This window comes from Halomonas sp. WWR20 (genome assembly GCF_054602495.1).
Map to the genome: position 1 here is coordinate 132,853 of NZ_JBTRHR010000002.1, position 25,758 is coordinate 158,610.

Here is a 25,758-nt window from a genome sequence, read left to right on the forward strand (position 1 = left end):
TCGAAAACTGCCAAGCAGCAAGATAAGGAAAATCGTTAATTAGCTGAAAAAAATGACTTTTTTTCCAGGTGGCATATCTCCTGCCTTTACTCAGTCAGGCGCAAGCCGACAACGGAGAACTGGGATGAAACTCATCACCGCCATTATCAAACCCTTCAAGCTCGACGATGTCCGGGAGGCGCTGGCCGACAATGGCGTCCAGGGGATCACGGTCACCGAGGTGAAGGGATTTGGCCGCCAGAAAGGCCACACGGAACTCTATCGCGGCGCTGAGTACGTCGTGGATTTCCTACCCAAGGTAAAGATCGAGATTGCGGTGGAAGATGCGCGCGTCGAGAGCGTGGTGGACGCCATCTGCAGCGCCGCCAACAGCGGCAAGATTGGTGACGGCAAACTCTTCGTCACGCCACTCGATGATGTCATTCGCATCCGTACGGGTGAACGCGGGGCCGACGCCGTATAAGGCGCTGGACTTAGGAGAAAACACATAATGAATGAACTGACTGGGCAACTGACGGAGCTGTCGTACGCTCTGGATACCTTCTACTTCCTTATCTCCGGCATACTGGTCATGTGGATGGCCGCCGGCTTCGCAATGCTGGAAGCCGGCCTGGTGCGCTCGAAGAACACCGCCGAGATTTTGACCAAGAACATCGTGCTGTTTGCCATCGCTTGCACCATGTATCTGCTGTTCGGCTACTACCTGATGTACTCGAGCGGCGAGGGCGGCATCCTGCCGAGCCTCGGCTTTCTGCTGGGCGGCGAGAACAGCGTGGGGGATGTCATGGCCAGCGGCGGTGACGTTTACTACTCCGCACGTGCCGACTTCTTTTTCCAGGTCGTGTTCGTGGCCACCGCCATGTCCATCGTCTCCGGAGCCGTGGCCGAGCGCATGAAACTCTGGGCCTTCCTGGCCTTCGCCGTGGTCATGACGGGCGTCATCTACCCCATTTCCGGCTACTGGACCTGGGGGGGTGGGTGGCTGTCGGCCATCGGTTACTCCGATTACGCGGGATCGGGTATCGTGCATCTTGCCGGTGCATCCGCCGCGCTGGCCGGCGTGCTGGTGCTCGGCCCACGCAAGGGCAAATACGGTAAGAACGGCGCCATCTTCGCCATTCCCGGCGCCAACATGCCCCTGGCCACACTAGGCACCTTTATCTTGTGGATGGGCTGGTTCGGCTTCAACGGCGGCTCCGAGTTGATGGTGTCCAACGTCGACTCCGCCAACAACATGGCGCAGGTACTGGTCAATACCAATGCCGCTGCCGCCGGCGGGGTGATCGCAGGGCTGATCCTGGCCAAGTTCTGGTTCCGCAAAGCGGATCTGACCATGGCTCTCAACGGTGCCATCGCGGGTCTGGTCGCCATCACCGCCGATCCGCTTTCACCCTCCGCACTGGGCGCCACCCTTATCGGCGCCATCGGCGGCCTGCTGGTTGTCGTCGCCATCGTCACGCTCGACAAGTTGAAGATCGACGATCCGGTCGGTGCCATCTCAGCCCATGGCGTTGCCGGTATCTGGGGCGTGATGGTAGTCCCGGTGAGCAATGCCGATGCGAGCTTCGTCGCTCAGTTGATCGGGGTTGTCGGTATCTTTGCCTGGGTCTTCATCGCCAGCCTGATCGTCTGGCTGATTCTCAAGGCTGTCATGGGCATTCGTGTCAGCGAAGAGGAAGAATACGAGGGTGTCGACCTGGTCGAGTGCGGCCTGGAAGCCTACCCCGAGTTTATCGTCAGCAAGAAATAAGCTGATGCAACGAGTGAGCTGGCGTGCTCCCCTGGCCCCCTTCGGGGGGTCTTTTTTAATCCCGCACCAAGCGGTGTATGCTTGAAACATTACCACTTGGCATATCGAGGGTGGTGCGCGCCACCCGCATACCCAATGCGAGGAGAATGACGATGAAACTGGTGACCGCCATCATCAAGCCGTTCAAGCTGGATGACGTTCGTGAATCACTCTCGGAAATCGGTGTACAGGGGATTACCGTCACCGAAGTCAAAGGCTTCGGTCGGCAAAAAGGCCATACCGAACTCTACCGCGGCGCCGAATACGTGGTCGACTTCCTGCCCAAGGTCAAGCTGGAAGTCGCGGTGGATGATGACATGACCGACAAGGTCATCGACGCCATCACCCAGGTCGCCAACACCGGCAAGATCGGGGACGGCAAGATCTTCGTTTCACCGCTGGAGCAGGTTATCCGTATCCGTACCGGTGAAACGGGCAAGGACGCCGTCTGATACAGCGTCGCACACAACTACGCCCCGCCACACACAGCTACGCCCCGCCAATTGGCGGGGCGTAGCTGTTCATACCTGGCGATTTCGACAACGCGAGGGCGGCTTACTTCTCGACGAAGGCCCGTTCGATCACGTAATCGCCGGGCTCGCCCATGCGCGGCGAGATCGTGAAGCCCAGCTCGTCGAGCAGCGCGCTGGTGTCCTCCAGCATGGACGGGCTACCGCAAATCATCGCCCGGTCCTGCTTGGGGTCCATCGCCGGCAGCCCGGTATCCTCGAAAAGCTTGCCGCTACGGATATGATCGGTCAGGCGGCCCATGGTATGGAACGCCTCGCGAGTCACCGTGGGGTAGTAAACCAGCTTCTCGCGCACGTCGTCGCCCAGGTACTCGTGGGCCGGCAGCTGCTGGCCGATGAAGTCGGCATAGGCCAATTCGCTGACGTTACGCACGCCGTGTATCAACACGACTTTCTCGAAGCGCTCGTAGACTTCCGGATCCTGAATCAAGCTCATGAAGGGTGCGAGACCGGTCCCGGTGGAGAGCATGTACAGGTTACGTCCCGGCAACAGGTCATCCACGACCAGGGTGCCGGTGGGCTTGCGGCTGACCATGATCTGATCGCCGACCTTGAGATGCTGCAAACGTGAGGTCAGCGGACCATCCGGTACCTTGATGCTGAAGAATTCGAGGTGATCCTCGTAATTGGGGCTGGCAATGGAATAGGCCCGCATCAACGGCTTGCCATTGACTTCCAGCCCGATCATCACGAACTGGCCATTCTTGAAGCGCAGGCTGCGTTCACGTGTGGTACGGAACGTAAACAGCGTGTCATTCCAGTGGTGAACACTGAGTACTTCTTCAAGCGCCATCTTACTCACGGGCCGAACTCCTCGCGTTATACCCAAAGCGAATAATCTCGCCGGTAAAATATTCAACTAATTCTAAGCGCTAGCCATCTATCTGTTAAATGGGTTATCTGGATAAGAGTTATCTATAATACAGATAAATAAGCTCGAGCTCTTCCTATGCGCTATACGCTGCGTCAGCTAGAAGTCTTTGTCGCCATTGCCCAGCATGAGAGCGTATCCCATGCCGCACGTGCACTGTCGTTGTCCCAGTCGGCGGCCAGCACGGCCCTGGCGGAACTCGAGCGCCAGTTCGATTGCCAACTGCTGGACCGTGTCGGCAAACGGCTCAAGCTCAATGCATTAGGCTTTCAGCTGCTGCCCAAGGCGGTAGCTCTGCTCGATCGCGCCGAAGAGATCGAGGAGATGTTACGCGGACAGCGCGGCCTCGGCTCGCTGGATGTCGGCGCCACCCTGACCATCGGCAATTACCTGGCAACGCTGCTGATCAGCGACTTCATGCATCGTCATCCCGATAGCCGGGTACGCTTGCATGTGCGCAACACGGCTTCAATTGTCGACCAAGTGGTGCACCACGACCTTGATCTGGGTTTGATTGAAGGCGATTGCCAGCATAACGACATCGTCATGCAGCCCTGGGTGGAAGACGAACTCACCGTATTCTGCGCGCCGGGCCACCCTCTGGCCCAGGCCGGACAGGCCGACTTGGAACTCCTGATGCGCGAAGCGTGGATCATGCGTGAAGAGGGTTCCGGCACCCGCCGCACATTGGAGCAGGCGATGCGCCACCGACGCAGCCGTTTCAATATCCTGCTGGAGCTGGAACATACCGAAGGAATCAAGCGTGCCGTCGAATCGGGCCTGGGCGTCGGCTGCATTTCACGCCTGGCCCTACGTGACGCCTTCCGCCGTGGGAGCTTGGTCGCCATCGAGACACCGGAACTCGATCTGCATCGTCAGTTCACCTTTATCTGGCACCGCCACAAGTATCTGACCACCGCGATGCGTGAGTTTCTGCGGCTATGCCGGGAAATGACCGCCGGTAGCCGGTGCAGCGACGATATAGAATTGCCTTATTTCGCCTAAGCGTTACCGGGCCGTTCGGCATGCACGATCCTCGTCGAGAGACCGCAAGACCCAATGGCAGGATGATGCATACCATTGGATCTTTCCGTTGGGGCAGGAAGGCGCCGCTACTGAAGCTGCAAGGCCGGAGCAGGAGAGCTTGCGTAGGACATACGCGTGCCGCTGTCGCTCAGCTTGAAGGTAGCCACCGTTTCGGCCAACCGCTGGGCCTGCTCGTTGAGCTGTTCGGCGGCGGAAGACGACTCCTCGACCAGCGCCGCATTCTGCTGCGTCATGCGGTCGAGCTCGGAAACCGCTACGTTGACCTGACCGATTCCCGCGCTCTGCTCGCGGCTGGCCGCGCTGATTTCGCCGATGACATCGCTAACCCGAGTGATGCTGTCGACGATCTCGCTGACGGTAGTGCCGGCATTCTTGACCAGCTCGGTCCCCGTGACCGTCTTGCTCACCGACGCGTCGATAAGGCTCTTTATCTCCTGAGCCGCCTGGGTGCTGCGACTGGCGAGGTTGCGGACCTCACCGGCGACCACGGCGAAACCGCGCCCCTGCTCCCCGGCGCGTGCCGCCTCGACCGATGCGTTAAGCGCCAGCAGGTTGGTCTGGAAGGCGATGCTGTCCATCACCGTGATGATCTCGGCAATCTGGCGCGACGAGGTATTGATATCCTCCATGGTGCTGACCACACTCCCCATCACCTCGCCTCCGCGCTTGGCCACCTGCGACGCGGTAACCGCCAGTTCACTGGCCTGACGCGCGGAATCCGCCGAGTGTTCCACCGTGCTGGTGATCTGCTCCATGGAAGCGGAGGTTTCCTGCAAGTTGGAGGCCGCCTGCTCCGTGCGCCCGGACAGGTCATGGCTGCCCAGCGAGATCTCGTGGGCCGCCACCTTGACCGAGTCGGTGGTGTCGCGGATGGTCAGCAGCACGCCTTCCATCTTGCCGACGAAACGATTGAAGGCATCGGCGATCTGCGCCACTTCGTCGTGGCCGGCGACGTGCAGCCGCTGGGTGAGGTCGCCACTGCCGCTGGCAATGTTCTCCAGGGCATCGCGGGCCCGGAGCAAGCCGGTAAAGGCGCGCTTGAGCCACAGGCCAAAGAGCATGGCAGCGATCAGACTGACCACCAGCAGGGTCATCAGCGACGACCGGATAATCGCCCGTAGCCCCGCCGTCGCCTCACGCTCATCGAGCGCCACGCCCAGCTCCCAGTCGGTGCCGGCGATGGGGCTGACGTCGAGGCGCATGTCGCGCTCCCCGATTTCCACTGCGCGCCAAGCCCCACTCTCGCTCAACTCCTTGAGGGTTGCTGGGGTCAGGCTTGCGGCGAGACGGGTCACTGGCGCTCCAGTCATCTCGACGTCAGGTTGCGCCAGCAGCGTCTCGCCCTTGTCGCTCAAGAAGGCAAAGCTGGAAGGGGTGGGTTTGATCGCCGCCACGTCGGCGATGAGCTCCTCGACCACGATGTTGCCCCCGATGACGGCAAACAATTGGCCGTCTCGTGTCACCGGTACCGAAAAGCTTACGACCTTCTGGCCGGTGTTGGCATCCAGAAAAGGGTTGGAGATGGCCACTCCGCCACGCTCGGCGGCAGCGGTATACCAGGGGCGCTCGCGCACGTTGTAACCCGCGGGAGGATCAAAGCCTTCGGACGTCGTCATCGCCCCGGTGGCATAACCGATGAATGCCACGCGAAACCCGCCCGACTGCGCCAACTGATAAAGCGTCGGCAGCGGATCCTGCTCGTTGATCCGATCGCGAGCCGCCTCGAGCATCGTCGCCCGTACACCGGCCCACTCCTCGATGGCTTCTGCGCTGCTCCTGGCCACGCTGGTCAGGTTCTTTTCGATGATGTCCTCATAATGGGACTTGACGGTGAAGTAGCTCACCCCGGCGACCAGCACCATCGCCAGCACGATGATCGCCACGCAGACGAACAGAATACGGTGTTTCAGGGAGGACAGCATATTTCGCTCTCAGTCGGGCCATGTATCGGGACATGCTTAGGCATTACCATTGCGCTACGTCCTGAGGCTATCCAAGGCGAAAGCGCGGATTACGATAGCTATCGACCTGGGTTAAGCAAACTTAAACCAGTAGCGTTGATATAGCGTTTGGCTGAGAGGTTAGTGTGCGCAAGGCGCAGCAGGGGGATATAGCGCTCGGAAAAGCCGCCGCCCGAGGCGGCGGCTCGACATCACATGGGGCGCTTGCCCAACTTCTCGGCGATTTCCGCTTCGGAGTCCTTGGAGAAGTCCTTGTCGAAGGTCTTCTCGATCATACCGCGCGTCGTGGTGTCCAGTTTGTCACGCAGCGCGCCCAGAAACTTGGGGGCCGCCGCCACCACGAAGCTGTCGGCCTTGTGCTCCGTGCGTGCACGGCGCATGTACTCCGCCACTTCCTTGGCAAACATGCCGGCGTGCTTCTCCATGGTGGTCACGGAATTATCGGATTGGCGAATCCCATGACCTACCGAGTCATCGACACCGCCACTGCCCCCGGTCCGCAGATCTCCTGTATGTTCGCGGCTTTCCGGATGCACCAGCGAGTCGATCTCGCGCACTTCGCCGACCTTTTCCTGCAGGAAGATCCGCGCACGGGCAGCATCCGCGGCGATGATATACGTTTTCATAGTGCCTCCTTTCATCTCTTTGCACGCACTCCGGCGTGAACGAATATGCCCGACGGGAAGCCTGGCTTCACCGCATTCGTCGTGGCGCCGGTGAGCGACCGGCGCCTCTTGAGGATGGGCGATGATGGCGCAGGACACAAATTCCTTCTCGCCCGCCCCCGCAACGACTCAACCCACGGTTGTCATGTGTTACGGCCGGCCCCGTTACGCAGCTTTTCTCGGTTCGAATCAGTCCTGGGTCTTTTTGCCGGTGAAATCGGAGATCGGCTTGTCGATGTCGCGGTCGAGGCGCTCGGCAAACACCTTGAGCCCTTCGATCACCGGCGTGATGGCCTGCCACAGCTGCTCGTCATGCAACAACTTGTAGGCCCCGGTAACGCCTGGCGCCTCGTTGTCATGCGCTTGTGGCTGATACTCGGCGACATGCCTGAAGCCGTCTTTCACGGCAAAGGCCACCTTGTAGAACTGATCGGGAGGAATGGTGGACAACATCATGCCCAACGCCGCCAGGTTCTGTACGGCATTGAGGGTCCCCGGCTTGCTGAGGCCGCTGACGAGTACCTTGGCCACCTCATTGTTGCTGGCAACGATGTCATTGGCGAAGCGCAGCACGCCATGCTCATGCAGCGTCTGCAGCAGGCGCTCCAGTTCCTCGTGCGCATCCGGTCCGATCTTGGGCGGCTTGACGGTGTAGTGAATACGTTCAGCCATTACATTTTCTCCGGATGTATCTGATGATGGGGTGGCAGGACATAGTCATCACGCGCCCACTTGACCGGCGCCTCGGGCCCCCTGTTGGGTGTGCGATGTCCACGGCGGAAGTTGTTGCGCGGCAGCGGCGAAGGCCCTTTCTTGCGCTCCAGCACCTTCATATTGACCGCAGTTTCCTTGTAGGCCGGTGTGTCGACGTCGGGATCGTGATGCTCGCCAGTGAGCCCGTTGACCCCCGGCTTGCCCTGGTGGATGGGCAGGAACAACGTGCGCCCGCGGACGCGGTCGGTAACCACCACCGGCACCTCGGTACTGCCACGCCGCGAGGTGATGCATACCCATGAGCCATCTTCGACACCACGCTCGGCGGCCAGCTCGGGACTGACCTCGACGAACCAGCTGGGCAGTTCTTCCTTGATGCGCGGCCCTTGTCCGGTCTGGTTCATCGCCTGGAAGTGCTCGAGCATGCGCCCGTTATCGAGTTCGAGATCGTACTCCTCGTCGGGGGCCTCTGCCGGCTCCTGCCACTCCAGCGGGTAGAGTACGGCCTTGCCGTCGTCGGTATGGAAGGTGCCGTCGGCATAAAGCAGCGGCGAGTCGGTGCCATCCGCTTTCACCGGCCACTGCAGGGACTTCCAGCCTTCAAGGCGCTCGTAGGTGACCCCGGCGAACATCGGCGCGATGCTGGCGCACTCCTCCATGATCTGGCCTGGGTGCGTGTAACCCCAGTCATGGCCCATGCGTGCGGCCAGGTCGGTGAGAATACGCCAGTCGGGACGGCTATCGCCCAGCGGCGGCATGACCTCGTAGAAGCGCTGGATACGCCGCTCGGTGTTGACGTAGGAGCCCTCCTTCTCGACGCTGGGCGCGCCCGGCAGCACCACGTCGGCGAACTCGGCGGTACGGCTCATGAAGATGTCCTGCACCACCAGGAAATCGAGATTGGTGAAGGCATCGTGAACGTTGTTCGAATCGGCATCGGAGAAAGCGGTCTCCTCGCCGACGATCATCATTGCCTTGAGCTTGTCCTGCTCGGCGGCCTGAACCATCAGGAAGTTGCCCTCCCCGACCTTGTCGGAGAGCTGCTCCTTGTCCACGCCCCAGCCCTTGGCCCAGCGCTCGCGCGCCTCGTCCTGGGAGACCTTCTCATAGCCTGGATACATGTTGCGCAGGCAGCCGAAATCACTGGCACCCTGGACGTTGTTGTGGCCGCGCATGGGATAGCCGCCGGTACCCGGCTTGCCATAGTTGCCGGTCACCAGCAGCAGGTTGGACAGCGCGGTGCTGGTATCCGAGCCATGGCTGTGCTGGGTGATGCCCATCGCCCACAGCAGTGAAACGCTCTTGGCCCGGCCGATCATCTCTGCGGCATCGATCAATTGTTGTTTGGGGATACCGGTCTTCTCTTCGGCGTACTCCAGCGTAAACGGCTCCAGCGACTTGCGGTACTCCTCGACCTGGTTGACCTTGTTGTCGAGGAACTCCATGTCGGCCAGGCCGTTGTCGAACATGTAGCGCGACAGGGCCGAGGCCCAGATCAGGTCGGTGCTCGCCTTGGGACGCATGAAGATATCGGCGCGCTCAGCCATCTCATGCTTGCGTGGATCGGCGACGATCAGCTTCTGGCCGTGCAGCTTGTGGGCGGCCTTGATCTTCGAGGCGATGACCGGGTGGTTCTCGGCGGTATTGCTGCCGACAATGACGATGAGCTCGGCCTTCTCGAGATCGCTGATACTGCCGGCATCGCCCCCGTAGCCGACGGTGCGGAACAGCCCTTTGGTGGCCGGGTTCTGGCAGTAGCGCGACGAGTTGTCGACATTGTTGGTGCCGATGATCAGCCGCGCGATCTTCTGCGTCAGGTAAGCTTCCTCGTTGCTGCCCTTGCTGGAACCGATGAAACCGATGCTGTCCGGCCCATAGGTGTCGCGGGTTTCCAGCAGACGTCGGGCGACCAGATCGAGTGCCTCGTCCCAGCTCGCCTCGCGGAAGCGGCCGTTCTCGCGGATCAACGGCGTGGTCAGGCGATTCTCGCTGTTGACGAAATCCCAGGCGAACTTGCCCTTGATGCAGGTCGAGATGCCGTTGGCCGGGGCATCGACTACCGGCTGCACCTTGAGAATATGCCGGTCGCGGGTCCACATCTCGAAGGAGCAGCCCACCCCGCAGTAGGTGCAGACCGTCTTGGTGCGCTTGATCTCCGGTTGGCGCCAGGCCACGTCCATCATCGAGACACCGTTGACCGGTGTCGCCCCGGTGGTGTTCTCCAGCGCCTTGACGAGATCGATCATCGGCCGCTTGAGCGACTCCGACATCGAGGTGAACGGCCCCGCATCCGGCTGCATGGTCTTCTCCAGCAGCGCGTTGCACGGACAGACCGTGACGCAGTGCCCGCAGTGCACGCAGCTCGACTCATCGATCGGGCTCCCGCCATCCCACAATACGCGGGGATTCTCGCTGGTGTAATCGATGGAGAGCGTCTCGTTGACTTCGACGTTCTGACAGGCTTCCACGCAACGCCCGCATAAAATGCACTGATCGGGGTCGTAGGTATAGAACGGGCTGGAGTGGTCCTTCTCGTAGGGCTTGCGCTTGAACTCGTAGCGCTGGATGGGGATATTCATGTCCGCCATCGTGTTGTGCAGGGTGCAGTCGCCGGTGTTGTGCTCGCATACCGTACAGTAGAGTTCGTGCTTGGAGAGCAGCCGATCCATGCCCTCCTCCCGCGCCGCCTCGGCATGCGGATTCTTGCTGGAGACCTCCAGGCCTTCGTCGGTACGGATCGTACAACCGCGCTTGAGTTCACCGTCGATCTCGACCCAGCAGGCATCGCAGGTTTCGATGGGGCCCAGGGCGCGGTGATAACAGACATGCGGCAAGTCGATATCATGCTCCGCTAGAAAATCGATCAACGGTGCGTCCGCCTGGCCCGTCAATCGCTCCCCATCGTAGATGATCGTGCAGTCAGTGGCCTTCGTCATCTGAAAAACCCTTTATCAAGGCCCGGCTGACATACGCGAAACCGCCACGACACCAGTCGGGCTTGTATTGAATATCCTTATTCTGCCGGAGCCGACCGCTATCGCCGGCGCCGGCCTGAGCCATCCGAGACGCTGACACGGTACCCGTCAGGATAGCCGGGGTCGGCTGGGTATCTCCCGCTCGTCAATTCGTCTCTGCTAAAACACTAGTCAACGCAACTACGACTGTCTAAGGCTCGCCACGCAAAAGACATAAACAGACTGCGGCTTATGCAAAAAATCACAAAGGGTTAAACCCCCTGGCGCCATTCGAACTGGTCAAAAGGCAGAACGGCCGGTCAAGGGTCAACGATGCCAAGGTGATCACGTCGGGCAAGCGGCCAGCAATGGTCTCCTTTTCGGCATCGACAAGATCATGATTCCACACTTTCAGCAGATGTCCTGACGTGATCACAATCTCCCTGACGCCGCGCAGCCGGCGTGGTTACAGGACGACCCGACGATTCAGGGCGGCATAACGGCTATCCTGGCACGCGAGCAATGCCTCGGGGGCACCGACTTCCAGCAGTTGGCCGTCATCAAGAATACCGATGCGGTCGAAGCGTTGCAGCCCCTGCAGGCGGTGGGTGATCAACAAGAGCGTACGCCCTTGGCAGCGGTGAGCGATTTCGTCGAGTACGTGCTTTTCGCTGGCCTCGTCCAACCCTTCGGTCGGCTCGTCGAGGAGCACCACCGAGGCCTCGGCGAGCAGGGCGCGGGCGACGCCGAAGCGCCGCAACTGCCCACCGGACAGCGAGCTTCCGCCCTCGTCGGGATAACTGTCGAGCCCTTGGGGTTGGCTCGCCAGCCACTCGCCGAGATCCAGCGCCGTGAGCAGCTCGATCATCTGCGCGTCGCTCGCCTGCGGCGCGCCAATCAGCAGATTCTCGCGATAGCTCGCCACGAACAGATGCACGTCCTGGGGCGCCACGGCAAACGACTGGCGTAGCGTTGGCTCGCTCAGATCCCTGAGCGCCACGCCCCCCAGGCGCAGCGCGCCCCGGTCTGGCTCGATGAAGCGCACCAGCGTATTGAGCAATGTGGTCTTGCCACCCCCGGAGGGCCCGAGCAGCGCAAAATGCTCGCCTGCCGCGAGGCTGAGCGTCACGCCCTTGAGCGCTCGCGTCCCGTCCGCGAAGCCGACATGCACGGCGTCGATATCCAGCCGGGCATCGGTCGGTGTAGCCCGGTCACGCTCGGGATAGGTGATGCTCGGCACCTGATCGCGCAAGTCATTGAGGCGACGCGCGGCCCGCTGAATCCGCCCCAGATTCTGCCATGCCTGCGGCAGCAGCGTGATGGCCTCGAAGGCGGCGAGTACCGTCAGTCCCATCAGTGCGATCAGCGTCGGCGCGAGCCGCCCCGCGCTGGCCAGCCACGCGGCCAGGGCCAGCGTGATGGCCATGGTCAGGCCCAGCAGCGTATGCGAGATCAGTTGCGAGACGCCCCACAGCCGGGCCAGTCGTCGCTCCTCATCGTCACGCTGACGCTGCGCCGTAGCCAATGTGTCGATCTCGTGTTGCCAACGGCCATAAAGAAGCAGTTCGGGCAACGCGGCAAGGCGCTCGATCAGGCGGGTGCGCAGAGCGCCGTTGAGATGATGCCAACGCGCCGAGTGTGCATGGCCCAGGCGCCAGGCCAGCCAGGGGCCGACGATCCCCGAGAGCAGCAGGGCGGTGGCGGCGAACACGCCGACCCACGGCGCGAACACGCCGATCACCACGCCACAGCCGACAATCACGCCCAACGCCACCAGCGATGGTGTCAACACGCGCAGGTACAGGTTGTCCAGAGCATCGATGTCGGCGGTCAGGCGCGTCATCAGATCACCGCTGCCATAGCGCATAAGCGCCGTGGGCGACAGCGGCTCGATCGTCGCGTAGACACGTTTTCTCAGCAGCGACAATAGTTTGAACGTGCCCTCGTGAGAGGTGACCCGCTCGCCATAACGCCCTGCCGTACGCGCCACGACGAAGAAGCGGATCCCCGCCGAGGGGAGAAAGAAATTGAACGTCGCGGCGGTGGCGGCGGTCATCCCGGCCAGCGCCGCAGCGCTCAGGAACCATCCCGACAGGGCGATCAACCCCACGCTCGACACCAGTGCCAGCAGGTTCAACAGCGTACCGAGGCCCAGCAAAGCCATGAACGGCCGCATCTGCGCCAGGTAGGGTTTGAGGTCGCCCAGTGTCGAGGTTTCGGGCGTCGCCTTGCGAGGTGCTTCATTCATGGGGAAGCTCCACTGACGTGACGGATTCGGCAAGCGGACCGCCCGGTGCGCACAGAGCCTCGAGTGTATCCAGTGCCTGTACGTGGCCGTTCCTGAGTATCAGTACGCGGTCGGCGAACTGCAGTAGTTCGAGGCGATGGGTTAGCATGACCAGGGTTCGTCCCGGTTTGAGCCGCTCGAGGGCGCGCATCACCCGCGTTTCGCTGTCGCGGTCCAGGCTGGCGGTGGGTTCGTCGAGCAGGATCAGCGGTGCTTCGCGCAGGAATACGCGTGCCAGGGCAATGCGCCGTTTCTGCCCGCCGGAAACGGGCTGGCCTCCCTCCCCCAGACGCGTGGCCAGCCCCTCGGGCAACTGCCGGGCCCATTCGCCGAGATCGGCCTGCTCCAGGGCGTACCACAGCGCAGCCTCGCCGGCCTCGGGAGCCGCCAGACGCAGGTTGTCGGCCAGCGTGCCCGACAGTAGGGTCGGTTGCTGACCGACCCAGCCAAGCGCACGTTGCCAGCATTCGGGGGCCAGCGTATCGAGGCGTGTGCCGTCATCGGTCTCCAGCGTGCCGGATTCGGGAGGCAGGAATCCCATTAGCAGGTTCAGTAGCGTAGTCTTGCCGGCGCCGCTCGGGCCGATCACAGCCAGCGTCTCGCCCGCGCGGATATCCAGGCTGAGACGCTCGAGCGCGGCCACCTGCCGATCGGCGTAGCGGCAGGTCACGCTGTGCAGCTTGAGGCCGAGCCGCTCGGGCACCTGCCAGTCCCGGCGGCCTGGGCGGTCGGACGCATCGCGCTCGAGGACCGCGATCAAGTCCTCGGCGGCGGCCTCCGCCTCGGCCTTGGCATGATAATGCGTGCCGAGATCGCGCAGTGGCTGATAGAAATCGGGGGCGAGGATCAATACGAACAGACCGATGAACAGGTCCAGGCCGTGCCCCCAGGTGCCGAAATCGTAATAGCCCAGATAGACGAAGCCGATATAGATGGCGAGTACCGCGATGGCCACCGAACTGAAGAACTCGAGCACCGTCGATGACAGGAAGGCCAGGCGCAACACACGCATGGTGCTGATGCGAAAATTCTCCGACACTTCATGGATGACCTCGGCCTGAGCGCGGCTGACGCCGAACAGCTTGAGCGTCGGCAGGCCGCGCAGCGTGTCGAGAAAATGCCGGCTCATGCGACTCATCTCACGAAACTGCGCTTCCTGACGCTGCTTGGCTCCCATGCCGACCATGGCCATGTTCAGCGGAATGATCGGCGCGGTCACCAGCAGAATGATCGCCACCGCCCAGTTCAGCGGTAGCACCGCGAGCCATATCAACAGCGGAATGCTGACGCACAGCAGCATTTGAGGACGATAGTCGGCGTAGTAGCCCTGCAGGGCGTCAACCTGATCCCAGACCCGATTGCCGAGCGTCGCGCTGTGCTGGCGTCGCGCCCATAGCGGACCGAGCTCGCCGAGACGGATAAGCAGATCGCGGCGGATCGACTGGCGGATCAGAATGGCGCTGCGGGTCCCGGCTTCGGTCTTCAGCCAGGCGAGCGCGCCGCGCCCGATGAAGGCCAGCGGCAATACCGCCAGCGGAACGATCACGCTGGAAAAGGCCGCGTCGTCGATCACCATGCGCTGGGCCACGGTGGCGATCGACCAAGCTTGAACGAACAGCAGCAAGGTCGAGGCAGTACCGGCAATCACGGCGACGCGCGCCCAGACGCCGCCACGCTTGGCATTGGCAGACAGCCACTGACGTGGCGTAGGAGGGGAACTCATTCATGCTCCATGCAGCGAGGTCGTTGACAGCGAACGCCCGGCGGGCGAGTAAAACAGGGTATCACGCACCGCACGCTTACCCTTCGCTCTCCCGCACCTTGCCGCGAAATACCCGGTAACTGTAGGCGGTGTAGCCCAGAATGATAGGCACCAGAATAGCGTAGCCCACCAGCAAAAACGTTTGGCTGGCGCGATGCGAGGCCGCGTTCCAGATCGTGATGTCCGGCGGGATCATTACCGGAAACAGGCTGACCACCAGGCCCAGCAGTCCCAGGACGAAAAGCCCCGCCACCTGAAGGAAAAGCAGCGTCTCACGCCGCCGCGCCGCACTGCGAATGACGCTCAATGCCAGCAACAGTATCAACGCCACCACGCCGCCCAGCCACACGCTGTTAGGGAAACTGAACCAGCGTTCGGCGATGCGCGAATTCGCCAGTGGCGTCCAGATAGCGACAATCGCCATCCCCAGCAGGAACAACAGCGTCAACGGCCGCAGCATGCGATAAAAGCGACGCTGCAAACGCCCTTCGGTTTTTACCACCAGCCAGGCGGCACCCAGCAATGCGTAGCCGACGATCAGGGCTAACCCGGCACATACGCCGAACCAGGAGAACCAGCCCATCGGCCCCTCGGCATACTGATTGCCCTCTCCTCTGAGCCCGCTGATGACGCTACCCGCGACCATGCCCTGAATGAAGGCGGTCAGTACCGTGGCCACGACGAAGCCCCGATCGAAGTTCTTGCGCGAGTGAGCCTCGAAGCGGAACTCGAAGGCCATGCCACGAAAGAACAGGCACATCAACATCAGCACCAAGGGCAGATACATGGCCGGCAACAGCGTGGCGTATACCAGCGGAAACGCGCCATACAGCCCCGCCGCGCTGAGCACCAGCCACGTCTGGTTGCCATCCCAGAAGGGAGTGACCGTGGTCATCATGATGCCGCGCTGCTCTTCCTCGCCGACGAAAGGAAACAGGATGCCGATGCCCAGCGTGTAACCATCCAGGATGACGTAGGTGATCAGGGCGAAGCCAATGAGGCCGAACCAGATCACCGGAAGCATTTCTTCACTCATCATCTTGCTCCCTGCGCTGACGGGACGATCGCCTGGGTGGGTGGCGGTTTTCCGCCGTGCCTGTCTCCTCCTGCGTGCCGGATGGCAGCGCCTCCTCAGGCGGCTTTCTGACCAGCTTGAAGAAGAAATACGCGCCGATGAGAAAGATTAACGTGTAAATCGCCCACAGCCCCGCCAAGCTGGTCAGCAGCGTGGCGACGCTGAAGGGCGAAACGCCATCGGCGGTGCGCATCAGACCATAGATGATCCAAGGCTGGCGTCCCGCTTCCGTGGTTACCCAGCCGGCCTCTATCGCCACCATGCCGGCCGGCGTCGCCAGCATCATCAGCATCAAAAACCAGCGCGCCTCGTAAAGCCGCTGACGCTTGCGCAGCAACAGCGACAGCGCGACCAGGCCCAGCATCGCGAAGCCCAGATACACCATGATGCGAAAGGCAAAGAAGACCAGCGGCACATAGGGCAATTCATCCTTGGACCACTGCTTCAATCCCTGGATCTCGCCGGTCAGCGAGTGGGTCAGGTACAAGCTGCTGAGCCGCGGAATTTCCAGGGTGAAGAGGTTTTTCTCTTCCTCCATGCTCGGCCAGGCGAACACCACCATGGGCATGCCGGTGCTATCCGGCTCCGGCCCCCAGTAGGCCTCCATGGCCGCGACCTTGGCCGGCTGATATTCCAGCGAATTGAGCCCATGCAGATCACCGGCCACGATCTGCAGCGGCACGGCGAACGTCAACATCCACAACGCCATCGAGAACATCTTGCGTGCGACCACATCCCGGCTATTGCGCCAGAGATGCCAGGCGGCGATGCCCGCCACGGCAAATGCAGTGGCAATCATCGCCGCCAGCGACATGTGTACGAAACGGTATGGCTGGGAGGGGTTGAAGATGACCTGCCACCAGTCGGCGGGAATGAACTGGCCGTTCTCGATGACATGGCCCGTCGGAGTCTGCATCCAGCTGTTGGAAGACAGAATCCAGAACGTCGAGATGTAAGCGCCCAACGCCACCATGCAGGTAGCGAATAAATGTACCTTGGGACTGACGCGCCCTTGGCCGAACATCATGATGCCGAAAAAGCCCGCCTCCAGGAAAAACGCGGTGATGACCTCGTAGGTCAGCAGCACACCGCTGATGCCGCCCGCCTTGGCCGAAAAACCGCTCCAGTTGGTGCCGAACTCGAAGGCCATGATCACGCCGGAGACCACCCCGGCGCCATAGTTCACCGCGAAGTGTGGCTTCCAGTAATTGAAGATGCCGAGATAGATCTGGTTGCCGGTCTTCAACCACATCGCCTGTACGAAGGCCAGGTAAGTGGACAACCCGATGCTCAACGCCAGGAAGATGATGTGATACATCACGGTGGTCGCAAATTGCAGGCGGGCCAGGTCAACGCTTTCTAACCCCAGCATGCACGGACTCCTTCCATGTCGGCTCTTTCCATCCTTGTCGCGGTAATAGCGGGACTTGTCGCGGCAGTAACGGGACTTGTCGCGAGAATAGCGGTAATGCGGCTCCTGGCGAGGCCGGCTAGCCTTAGAACAGTAGCCAACGTGACGATGCTTGTCTAAACCAGTACGGCGAAGAATGCGCGTAAGTGGTTATCAATGACCCACAAAACCGCTACTGTCTGGAACCTGCCACGGTCGATAGGGTGCGATGATGCCCGCATCACCCCGACCGGCCTTCTCCGCTCTGCCTGGATAGACTCTTGCCTATGGTCGTTCGTGAAAATCCCGGTTTCCTGAAGCTGTTTTTCGTGATGCGCGGCTCGACGCTGCCCATGGTTCTGCCGCAGGTGCTGGTGATCATGGTCATCGGAATGCTGGTGGCCGAGCTGCACAGCGACTTTCCTCGCCTGTTTCCGAGCTACACGACGGCCCCGTTCACGCTGTTGGGCATCTCGCTGTCGCTGTTTCTCGGCTTTCGCAACAACGCCTGCTATGACCGCTGGTGGGAGGCACGCCGACACTGGGGCCAGTTGGTGAACGACAGTCGCTCCCTGATGCGCCAGGCCAACGCCTTTCTCGATCCCGACACGCCGCGTGGACAGGAGCTACGCCGCCACTTCGGCCATCTCACCATCGCCTTTGCGCATGCCCTGCGCCACAGTCTGCGCGACACCGACGCCTGGCCCGAACTCACCTCCCATCTCACGACCGAAGACCGCCGCGTGCTTGAGGGCTATTCCAATCTGCCGGCGGGACTCTTGCAGTTGCTCGGGCAGTTACTGGGCGAATGCCGAAAGGAGGCGATGCTATCGGACATTCTGATCAGTGAACTGGATCGCACCTTGAGCTCGATGTCACGGATACTGGGCTCCTGCGAGCGCATTCACCGTACGCCCTTGCCGTTCACCTATATGCTGTTGCTGCATCGCACGGCCTACCTCTACTGCTTTCTCTTGCCGTGGGGGCTGGTGGGGATGCTCGGGCTGGCCACGCCGGTCATCTGCGGCATCATCGCCTATACGTTCTTCGGCCTGGACAAGCTCTCCGAGGAGTTGGGCACACCGTTCAGTACGGACGCCAACAGCCTGCCGCTCGCGGCGTTGACACGCACGATCGAGATCGATGCCCTGGAAGCCCTGGGCGAGCCTGCGCCCCCGCCGTTGCTGCCGCAGGGTCATGTGCTGCTTTAAGAAGTCCGCTCACCCAGGCGGGACGAGGATAAAAATACTTCGAGGGTCCAGCCACGGCGCGAGATACATCAGGGGTCGCTACAAGCATGGCCCAACGTTGGCCGGGCCACGTGGCAGCGCTTGAGGAAATCGATTTTGAACCGACCTTCGGCGGGGCCGACCGGGTCGGTGGAATCGAGGATCACGACGCGCTTGGGATTGGTATGGGTGAACAAGGCCGGGTGCGACATCATCTCGTGACAAAGGCATCCGACAACAGACGGGCTAGCCGCTGCGACGTCGCCAGAGCGCGATGACGATCAGCGCGCTCGCGGCGCCCAGCGAGTTGGCCAGAATATCCTCCCAGTCGCCGCCGCTGCGCCCCGCCACGCCCATCTGGGCCATTTCGATGGCCACACCGTAGCCGGCTGCCACGAGAAAGCTCACCCCACCGCGCAGCCCCGACAGCCGCACCCAGAACGCCAGCCCGGCATAACCGATGAAGTGATTGAACTTGTCCCAAGGCAGATTGCGGGGCATCTCGTCACCCGGCGTCAGACTGCCCCAGGCGATGATCAGGGCACAGGCCACGGCCAGGACAGCGCGCAGCCAGTAGGCATTTCTCAGGTAGGCGACCATGGTAACCCCGAGGTTGCCGGTGCCGATAATGCAGTGCCGTCGTCCATCGCCAAGTAGGAAGGCAGGCCCAACTGCCGGCAGTGCTCCTCGGTCAGGGTGGTGATAAAACGCCCCCGGGCGGCGCTGTTCAGAGCGATGTCCGGTGCCAGACGGTGGCGATGGTTTCCTACCGCACGATAGGCGATATCGCGCAGTGGCCGGGGCAACTGACGCAACTCGGCCCCGAGAGTCCATGGCCAACGCAACCCTTGCGCCAGACGCCACAGCGCCTCGCTATCGCGGAACAGCTCGCCGTCGCGGATACACCATACGCTGTCGAGACGGCGAGGATCGGCGCCAAAGTGACGCCCGAGCCGCTCGCCGACGGACGAGCTGAGCCCCGCCAGCAAGAAGCGGGGACCGCTCTCATGACGCAGCAGGAAATGCGCCGAACGCCGACACAAGGGGCAATCGGCGTCCAGCACCACCAGAGTGCGCCAGTGCTCAGTCGCGATGATAGGCCGGGCTGAGTTCATGCAAAGCATCCATGAAGGCGGTCACATGGTCGGGGTCGGTGAACTGGCTGATGCCGTGTCCCAGGTTGAACACATGCCCCGGCCCGGCACCGTAGCTGTCGAGCACACGCGCCACTTCGGCGCGAATCGCCGTGGGTGGGGCGAACAGCACGTTGGGGTCGAGGTTGCCCTGTAGCGCGACGCGGTTACCGACCCGCTCGCGGGCGTCGGAGAGCTCGGTGCTCCAATCCAGGCCCAGCGCGTCGGCACCGGTGGTGGCCATGTGTTCCAGCCACTGGCCGCCATTCTTGGTGAACAGGATCACCGGCACGCGCCGGCCATCGTGCTCGCGGATCAGCCCGGCGACGATCTGCTCCATATAGCGCAGCGAAAATTCCAGATAGGCCGGTGTCGATAGCGCTCCGCCCCAGGTATCGAAGATCTGCACCACCTGAGCGCCGGCGCGAATCTGCGCATTGAGATAATCGGTCACCGCGTGCGCCAATACGTCGAGCAATTGATGCATGGTATCGGGACTGGAGTAGAGCATCGACTTCACATGGCGGAAATCCTTGCTCGAACTGCCTTCGACCATGTAGGTCGCCAACGTCCACGGACTGCCGGAAAAACCGATCAGCGGCACGCGGTCGTTGAGCTCGCGGCGAATCATCGACACGGCATCCATCACGTACCCCAGGTCACGCTCCGCATCCGGCACCGTCAGCGCCGCCACGTCCTCGGCGGTACGCACCGGCTTGCGAAACTTGGGGCCTTCGCCGGTCTCGAAGTACAGCCCGAGTCCCATGGCGTCGGGAATGGTCAGGATATCCGAAAACAGGATGGCGGCATCCAGCGGATAGCGCTCCAGCGGCTGCAGCGTCACCTCGCAGGCCAGCTCGGTATTGCGGCACAAGTCCATGAAGTTGCCGGCCCGGGCCCGAGTCTCGCGATACTCCGGCAGGTAGCGTCCTGCCTGGCGCATCATCCAAACGGGGGTCCGGTCTACCGGCTGGCGCGCCAGTGCACGCAGGAAACGATCATTCTTGAGTGGCATAGGGTTCGATCTGACAGGAAATTCGTATCCAGTGTAACGGATAGCGAGCATCACGGCGCCATGGATATACGACTCTGCGCGGCGAAGTTCAACCCGGGACACCGGCCCGGCGCAAGCGCGACGTGGATTAAGCCGTGAGCCAGCGTCCAACGCCTGTTATAATGTTGCGCTCTTTTCAGGACTGTGCGCCCATACCACCCTTAGCGCGCTACCGAGGTTCAATGTGACGATTCGATTCATCGCCGCCTCCCAATTGCCCATGCCCTGGGCAACATTCACCATGCATGGTTTCGAGGACGAAGCCACCGGCAAGGACCACATCGCGCTGACACTGGGCGACGTGTCGACCGACGAGCCGGTACTGGCTCGCGTGCACTCCGAGTGCCTGACCGGTGATGCGCTGTTCTCGCTGCGCTGCGACTGCGGCTACCAGCTTCAGGAAGCGCTCAAGCGCATCGCCGCCGAGGGGCGCGGCGTGCTGCTCTACATGCGCCAGGAAGGGCGCGGTATCGGCCTGCTCAACAAGATTCGCGCCTACCACCTGCAGGATCAGGGTGCGGATACCGTCGAGGCTAACGAGCGTCTGGGTTTCGGCGCCGACCTGCGTCGTTACGATCTCTGCGTTCCCATGCTCGAGCATCTGGGAATCCCGTCGCTCAAGCTGATGACCAATAATCCGCGCAAGGTCGAGGCGCTGACCCGGGACGGCGTGCGCATCGTCGAGCGTCAGCCCATCACCACCGGACGCAACCCGCATAACGAGCATTATCTGGCCACCAAGGCCGGCAAGCTCGGTCACATGATGTTGCTGGAGGATTTTACCGCCGCAGAGGATGTGGACGTCGAGCGCAACCGCTGACGCCAGGCGCGGCGGGAATCGACATGCAGGCACCGGCCCACGAACTAAACTGGTTCACTAACGTCAACTATATTGTTGCCGTTTCTGCCCGTTGTGGAGTCCACCCCATGCCCGAGTCATCCCGCCCCGTATCGCCCGTCGATTCCGAGGAGTACGCTCCGCTGGAAGAGTGGCTGCACAGCGTCAGCCACGGCATCGGTGCCCTGCTCAGCCTGGTAGGCATGGCGGTACTGATCGTCCTCGCCAGTCTGGTCACGCATGTCGATCCCTGGAAGATCGTCAGTCTCAGCCTCTACGGCGCCAGCCTGATCCTGCTGTATACCGCGTCCACGCTCTATCACGGCTGTCGTCATCCGCGACTCAAGCGTGTCTTCCAGCTACTCGACCACTGCGCCATCTATCTGCTGATTGCCGGTACCTATACGCCGTTCCTGCTGGTCAATATGCGCGGGCCGGTGGGCTGGACCCTGTTCGCCATCGTCTGGGGGCTGGCGCTGGGCGGCATTCTCCTCAAGCTGCGCTGGCCGAATCGTTTCGGGACACTGCGGGTGGCCATCTATCTATTCATGGGCTGGTTGATCGTGTTCGCCTCCGGCGAGATGGCACAGAGCCTGCCGGATATCGGCATCGCACTGCTCGTTGCCGGCGGCGTCACCTACACGGTAGGCGTGATCTTCTATGCCGTGCGCGCCATTCCCTTCAATCACGCAATCTGGCACCTGTTCGTCATCGGCGGCAGCGTCTGCCATTACTTCGCCGTGTATACCGCCGTACTGCCCTTCGAGGCTTAAGTTCTGTCTGAAAAATCGGCGAGCGATGCTCAGGCAAGGCAAAAATCAGCGATGAAGCGGAGTTTACGTGGTGTAAATGAGCATTTTGAGCTGATTTTTAACGCAGCGTGAGTGAGCGCAGGCATTTTGCAGACAGAGCGTAGGCTCACGCCTATTGCCTCGGCGTATCGCGTCCCAGCCATTCGATGCCGGCAGGTCGGTCCTGCCTGTGCTATCCCCAGCACGGGTGCGTTCACCGGCTAAGGTCAGCGGATAGCGCCCCCATCACGGCAATATCCCGGGCATGTTCGTCATGTATCCCGTTGCCCCCAGCGTTGCTGCGTCTAGCTCTACGTCAAGCCAAGCCAAGCCAAGTGCCGAGGCCAACCGCCAGGCAACAGGTGGGCTTGCGCCCGGCGTGGAATTCAGGTTCTGCAGGTTTAGGCGGCACTGTAAAAAAGTTGACACCGCCTACTCGATGTTATTTTATTAGCAAAATATTGTGACTTTAATAACAAAATTATCAGTCTATCGCAGGCGCATGCCGTTCTCTGCATAACAAACCCAATCGAACGTCGTCAGGATACTGAATATGACCCCCATCATGAGCCTGGTAGGGATGGCAACGCTTATCCTTATCGCCGTGCTTTTTTCTTATGATCGCAAGTCCATTCGCTTTCGCACCGTGGGCGGCGCCTTCGCCATCCAGGCCGGTATCGGCGCCTTTGTCCTCTACGTGCCCTTCGGCCAAGCCATGCTCGGGTCGATATCCAGCGGTGTCAGCCAAGTCATCAGCTATGCCAACGATGGTATCGGTTTCCTGTTCGGCAACCTCACCGATCCCGCTAACGTGGGCTTCGTCTTTGCCGTTAAGGTACTGCCCATCATCATCTTCTTCTCGTCGCTGATCGCCGTCCTCTATTACCTGGGCATCATGCAGTGGATCATCCGCCTGTTGGGCGGGGCGCTGCATAAGGTGTTGGGCACTTCGCGCACCGAGTCGATGTCGGCTACCGCCAATATCTTCGTCGGCCAGACCGAAGCGCCGCTGGTGGTGCGCCCGTTCATCGCCTCGATGACCTCTTCGGAACTCTTTGCGGTAATGTGCGGCGGCCTGGCCTCGGTGGCCGGTTCGGTGCTCGCGGGTTATGCGGGTCTGGGCATCCCCATGGAATATCTGATCGCCGCATCGTTCATGGCCGCTCCCGGTGGCTTGCTGTTCGCCAAGTTGCTGATGCCGGAAACCGAACAGCCCAAGGACAGCGTGTCGCGGGTCGCAGCCAAGGCCGAAGAAGAGGAAGAGCGTCCGGCCAACGTGCTCGACGCCGCCGCTGGCGGGGCGACCTCGGGGCTGATGCTGGCCGCCAACGTCGGCGCCATGTTGCTGGCCTTCATCGGGCTGATCGCCCTGATCAACGGTATGCTGGGCGGCATCGGCGGCTGGATCGGCATGGATTCGCTGAGCCTGGAGATGATTCTCGGCTGGATATTCTCGCCGCTGGCCTTCTTGCTGGGGATTCCATGGGACGAGGCCACTCTGGCCGGCTCCTTCATCGGCCAGAAGCTGGTGGTCAACGAGTTCGTCGCCTACATCAACCTGGCCCCTTACATCTCGGGTGACAGCGTCGTCGCGGCCACCGGCGAGGCCATGTCGGCCCATACCGCCGCGGTGCTCTCCTTTGCGTTGTGCGGCTTCGCCAACCTCTCGTCGATCGCCATCCTGCTCGGCGGGCTCGGCAGCATGGCGCCCATGCGCCGCCCCGAGATTGCCCGTTACGGCCTCAAGGCGGTGCTGGCCGGCACACTTTCCAACCTGATGTCCGCCACCATCGCCGGCTTCTTCATCAGCCTGACATAACACTCCGACAAACCGAGTGTAACGCGCATTTTTCGACTGGCAACGTAACTGCGACAAGACGGGAACCCTCATGACCAAGAACAACTGGATTGGCACATCACTGCTAGCGACGCTGATATCCAGCAGTCCTGCCCTGGCGGCCGACTATAGCGCCGGTATCCATGAGAACGACTACAAGTGGATGACCTTCAACCTGATGCGCAGCGAAGACAACAAACTGCCGTTCCGCAACTCCGAAGACACTTATGTCGAAATGGAGTTCGGCGGCCGTTCGGGCATCGTCGACCTCTACGGCTACGTCGACTTCTTTGACGTACTCAGTGACAGCAGCGACGACCAGTCCGAAGGCGACAACATGTTCGCCAAGATAGCGCCTCGCTTTTCCCTGGACGCCATCACCGGGCACGACCTGTCCGTCGGGCCGGTCAAGGAGTGGTATATCGCCACGGTCACCAACATCGGTGACTCCGGTCCTGGCGGCGGTCTCTGGGAGCACTACGTCGGTCTCGGCTCCGATATCGAGGTGCCCTGGTTCGGCACCATGGGGCTCAACCTGACGGCTCGTTACGTACGCGAAAACTACGGCGGTCCGGATGAAAGCTCATGGGACGGCTACATGGCCTCGACCAACTGGTTCAAGCCTTTCTATACCTTCGGCAACGGCAGCTACTTCGCCTACCAGGGGTATCTCGACTACAAGTTCGGTGCCGATACCGTCGGTGAGCAGGCCGGACGCAGCAGCAACAGCCTGGAGTGGTTCAACGGCCTGTACTATCACACCGAGCGCTTTGCGATCGGCTATGGTCTGAAGATTTACAACAATATGGCTTTCTATGAGGACGATACCGATGTGACCGGCGTCAATCAGGATACTTCCGGGCCGGGCCATTATTTCAGTATCAACTACAAGTTCTAGACCATCACCCACTCGACCCGCGGCGCTTGCCGCGGGCCAGAAAAAAGCGCCTGCCGGATTCCGGCAGGCGCTTTTTGCAGTTTACGGGCTGAGCCAGGCGCACAGAATTCAGCCGTCGCCTGCCTGCATGGGCCGATAGGCATTCCGCTCAGGTTCAGGTGCTGCTCGCACGCGCCTTCCTGATCTGTTCATAGGCATTGCCGATTTCACGGGTACGCTGCTCGGCCATTTCCCGCATGCTTTCGGGCAAGCCCTTGCCAGCCATCTTGTCGGGATGGTTCTGGCTCATCAACCGGCGGTAGGCCTTCTTGATCTCGGCATCGCTGGCCTCGGCATCCATTCCCAGCACCCGGTAGGCATCCTCCAGCGTTTGGCCGGAGGGGCCCCCCGTGGCATTGGCGCCGCCTCGCAGCATGGCTTCGATCTGGGCGATTTCCGCTTCGGAGCAACCCAAGCCACGGGCCACGCGCAGCAGCATGTCACGCTCGGCGGGATGCACCTGACCATCGGCGGCGATTGCCGAGAGCTGTACCTGCAGAAACACCTGCAGCAATGCCCGGTGACTGCCGGTGATACGGCGGACGGTGGCCAGCTCGGCATCCAGATCGAAATCCGCCGCCTTGCCACGGTTGAAGGCCGCCCTGGCCTGAGCCCGCTGCTCCTCGTTGAGGCGCAGACGCTCCCACAGCCGTCGGGAGATATCGAGCTCGTCCTGGGTCACCTGTCCATCCGCCTTGCACAGGCACCCCATGACGGCGAAGGTGGAATCCAGAAATTGACTCTGGCCCTGGGCCAGTTTGCTTATCAGGGTTGCACGCAGGCGCCGGACCAGCCAGTAAGCCAGGGCCGCTCCGATCAGCATACCGGGCAGGCGGCCGATCATGTAACCCAGCACGCCCCCGATGACTATCGCTATCAGCATGTTTTCCTCAT

The 25,758-nt window shown here is 61.5% G+C and carries 23 protein-coding genes; 9 read left to right on the forward strand and 14 right to left on the reverse strand.

The window, feature by feature from the left end; all coding sequences use genetic code 11:
* The first annotated feature begins 124 nt into the window (after window positions 1-124).
* From ACW4DH_RS03945 to glnK, 3 genes are all read left to right on the forward strand, one after another.
* Window positions 125-463, forward strand: a complete 339-nt coding sequence (locus ACW4DH_RS03945) for a P-II family nitrogen regulator (protein ID WP_459635061.1) — start codon at window positions 125-127, stop codon at window positions 461-463.
* A gap of 27 nt (window positions 464-490) precedes the next feature.
* On the forward strand, window positions 491-1,750 hold the full coding sequence (locus ACW4DH_RS03950) for an ammonium transporter (RefSeq protein ID WP_459635062.1): 1,260 nt from the start codon (window positions 491-493) through the stop codon (window positions 1,748-1,750).
* Between the two features lie 152 nt (window positions 1,751-1,902).
* Window positions 1,903-2,241 (forward strand): P-II family nitrogen regulator, encoded by a 339-nt coding sequence (gene glnK, locus ACW4DH_RS03955; protein ID WP_459635063.1) that lies wholly within the window; start codon window positions 1,903-1,905, stop codon window positions 2,239-2,241.
* A 103-nt stretch (window positions 2,242-2,344) separates the two neighbouring features.
* Here the strand turns inward: glnK and ACW4DH_RS03960 are convergent, their stop codons facing one another.
* The gene (locus tag ACW4DH_RS03960) at window positions 2,345-3,112 is read right to left on the reverse strand and encodes a ferredoxin--NADP reductase (RefSeq protein WP_459635522.1); all 768 of its coding nucleotides are present in this window, start codon (window positions 3,110-3,112) and stop codon (window positions 2,345-2,347) included.
* A 156-nt stretch (window positions 3,113-3,268) separates the two neighbouring features.
* Between ACW4DH_RS03960 and ACW4DH_RS03965 the strand changes: the two genes are divergently transcribed.
* Window positions 3,269-4,195 carry a LysR family transcriptional regulator gene (locus tag ACW4DH_RS03965; protein WP_459635064.1) on the forward strand — a complete coding sequence of 309 codons (927 nt, stop codon included), beginning with the start codon at window positions 3,269-3,271 and terminating at the stop codon, window positions 4,193-4,195.
* Window positions 4,196-4,302: 107 nt separating this feature from the next.
* Here the strand turns inward: ACW4DH_RS03965 and ACW4DH_RS03970 are convergent, their stop codons facing one another.
* From ACW4DH_RS03970 to ACW4DH_RS04005, 8 genes are all read right to left on the reverse strand, one after another.
* Window positions 4,303-6,159: a methyl-accepting chemotaxis protein gene (locus tag ACW4DH_RS03970; protein WP_459635065.1), complete on the reverse strand. Its 1,857-nt coding sequence runs from the start codon at window positions 6,157-6,159 to the stop codon at window positions 4,303-4,305.
* 230 nt (window positions 6,160-6,389) lie between these two features.
* Window positions 6,390-6,824, reverse strand: a complete 435-nt coding sequence (locus ACW4DH_RS03975; protein ID WP_459635066.1) for a host attachment protein — start codon at window positions 6,822-6,824, stop codon at window positions 6,390-6,392.
* Window positions 6,825-7,052: 228 nt separating this feature from the next.
* Window positions 7,053-7,535, reverse strand: coding sequence for a helical membrane plugin domain-containing protein (locus ACW4DH_RS03980; RefSeq protein WP_459635067.1), 483 nt, complete (start codon window positions 7,533-7,535; stop codon window positions 7,053-7,055).
* The gene (fdhF, locus tag ACW4DH_RS03985) at window positions 7,535-10,513 is read right to left on the reverse strand and encodes a formate dehydrogenase subunit alpha (protein ID WP_459635068.1); all 2,979 of its coding nucleotides are present in this window, start codon (window positions 10,511-10,513) and stop codon (window positions 7,535-7,537) included. Before fdhF ends, ACW4DH_RS03980 begins: the two co-directional genes overlap by 1 nt.
* Before the next feature lie 484 nt (window positions 10,514-10,997).
* Window positions 10,998-12,779, reverse strand: coding sequence for a thiol reductant ABC exporter subunit CydC (gene cydC, locus ACW4DH_RS03990; RefSeq protein ID WP_459635069.1), 1,782 nt, complete (start codon window positions 12,777-12,779; stop codon window positions 10,998-11,000).
* Entirely contained in the window at window positions 12,772-14,541 is a 1,770-nt protein-coding gene (cydD, locus tag ACW4DH_RS03995; RefSeq protein ID WP_459635070.1) for a thiol reductant ABC exporter subunit CydD, read from the reverse strand. The genes cydC and cydD overlap by 8 nt, the downstream gene beginning before the upstream one ends.
* Before the next feature lie 76 nt (window positions 14,542-14,617).
* Window positions 14,618-15,616 (reverse strand): cytochrome d ubiquinol oxidase subunit II, encoded by a 999-nt coding sequence (gene cydB, locus ACW4DH_RS04000; protein WP_459635071.1) that lies wholly within the window; start codon window positions 15,614-15,616, stop codon window positions 14,618-14,620.
* Window positions 15,609-17,027: a cytochrome ubiquinol oxidase subunit I gene (locus tag ACW4DH_RS04005; RefSeq protein WP_459635072.1), complete on the reverse strand. Its 1,419-nt coding sequence runs from the start codon at window positions 17,025-17,027 to the stop codon at window positions 15,609-15,611. Before ACW4DH_RS04005 ends, cydB begins: the two co-directional genes overlap by 8 nt.
* Window positions 17,028-17,332: 305 nt before the next feature.
* Here ACW4DH_RS04005 and ACW4DH_RS04010 point away from each other — a divergent pair, with 305 nt between their 5' ends.
* Window positions 17,333-18,256, forward strand: a complete 924-nt coding sequence (locus ACW4DH_RS04010; RefSeq protein ID WP_459635523.1) for a bestrophin family protein — start codon at window positions 17,333-17,335, stop codon at window positions 18,254-18,256.
* A 68-nt stretch (window positions 18,257-18,324) separates the two neighbouring features.
* On the opposite strand, the gene ACW4DH_RS04015 is transcribed toward ACW4DH_RS04010, so the two are convergent.
* The 4 genes from ACW4DH_RS04015 to hemE are packed head-to-tail and all read right to left on the reverse strand — an operon-like array spanning window position 18,325 to window position 20,422.
* Window positions 18,325-18,486 carry a hypothetical protein gene (locus ACW4DH_RS04015; protein ID WP_459635536.1) on the reverse strand — a complete coding sequence of 54 codons (162 nt, stop codon included), beginning with the start codon at window positions 18,484-18,486 and terminating at the stop codon, window positions 18,325-18,327.
* A 34-nt stretch (window positions 18,487-18,520) separates the two neighbouring features.
* Window positions 18,521-18,874 (reverse strand): VanZ family protein, encoded by a 354-nt coding sequence (locus ACW4DH_RS04020; protein WP_459635073.1) that lies wholly within the window; start codon window positions 18,872-18,874, stop codon window positions 18,521-18,523.
* Window positions 18,859-19,389, reverse strand: a complete 531-nt coding sequence (locus tag ACW4DH_RS04025; protein WP_459635074.1) for a thiol-disulfide oxidoreductase DCC family protein — start codon at window positions 19,387-19,389, stop codon at window positions 18,859-18,861. Before ACW4DH_RS04025 ends, ACW4DH_RS04020 begins: the two co-directional genes overlap by 16 nt.
* Entirely contained in the window at window positions 19,358-20,422 is a 1,065-nt protein-coding gene (hemE, locus tag ACW4DH_RS04030) for a uroporphyrinogen decarboxylase (RefSeq protein ID WP_459635075.1), read from the reverse strand. Before hemE ends, ACW4DH_RS04025 begins: the two co-directional genes overlap by 32 nt.
* A gap of 223 nt (window positions 20,423-20,645) precedes the next feature.
* Here hemE and ribA point away from each other — a divergent pair, with 223 nt between their 5' ends.
* The 4 genes from ribA (at window position 20,646) to ACW4DH_RS04050 (ending at window position 24,825) form a co-directional block, all read left to right on the forward strand.
* The gene (ribA, locus tag ACW4DH_RS04035; RefSeq protein ID WP_459635076.1) at window positions 20,646-21,281 is read left to right on the forward strand and encodes a GTP cyclohydrolase II; all 636 of its coding nucleotides are present in this window, start codon (window positions 20,646-20,648) and stop codon (window positions 21,279-21,281) included.
* Window positions 21,282-21,388: 107 nt separating this feature from the next.
* Complete coding sequence (trhA, locus tag ACW4DH_RS04040) at window positions 21,389-22,072, forward strand: PAQR family membrane homeostasis protein TrhA (protein ID WP_459635077.1); 684 nt, start codon at window positions 21,389-21,391, stop codon at window positions 22,070-22,072.
* Between the two features lie 571 nt (window positions 22,073-22,643).
* Window positions 22,644-23,909 carry a NupC/NupG family nucleoside CNT transporter gene (locus tag ACW4DH_RS04045; RefSeq protein ID WP_459635078.1) on the forward strand — a complete coding sequence of 422 codons (1,266 nt, stop codon included), beginning with the start codon at window positions 22,644-22,646 and terminating at the stop codon, window positions 23,907-23,909.
* Between the two features lie 70 nt (window positions 23,910-23,979).
* On the forward strand, window positions 23,980-24,825 hold the full coding sequence (locus ACW4DH_RS04050) for an outer membrane protein OmpK (protein WP_459635079.1): 846 nt from the start codon (window positions 23,980-23,982) through the stop codon (window positions 24,823-24,825).
* Between the two features lie 154 nt (window positions 24,826-24,979).
* On the opposite strand, the gene djlA is transcribed toward ACW4DH_RS04050, so the two are convergent.
* Window positions 24,980-25,747 (reverse strand): co-chaperone DjlA, encoded by a 768-nt coding sequence (gene djlA, locus ACW4DH_RS04055; protein ID WP_459635080.1) that lies wholly within the window; start codon window positions 25,745-25,747, stop codon window positions 24,980-24,982.
* Window positions 25,748-25,758: the final 11 nt, after the last annotated feature.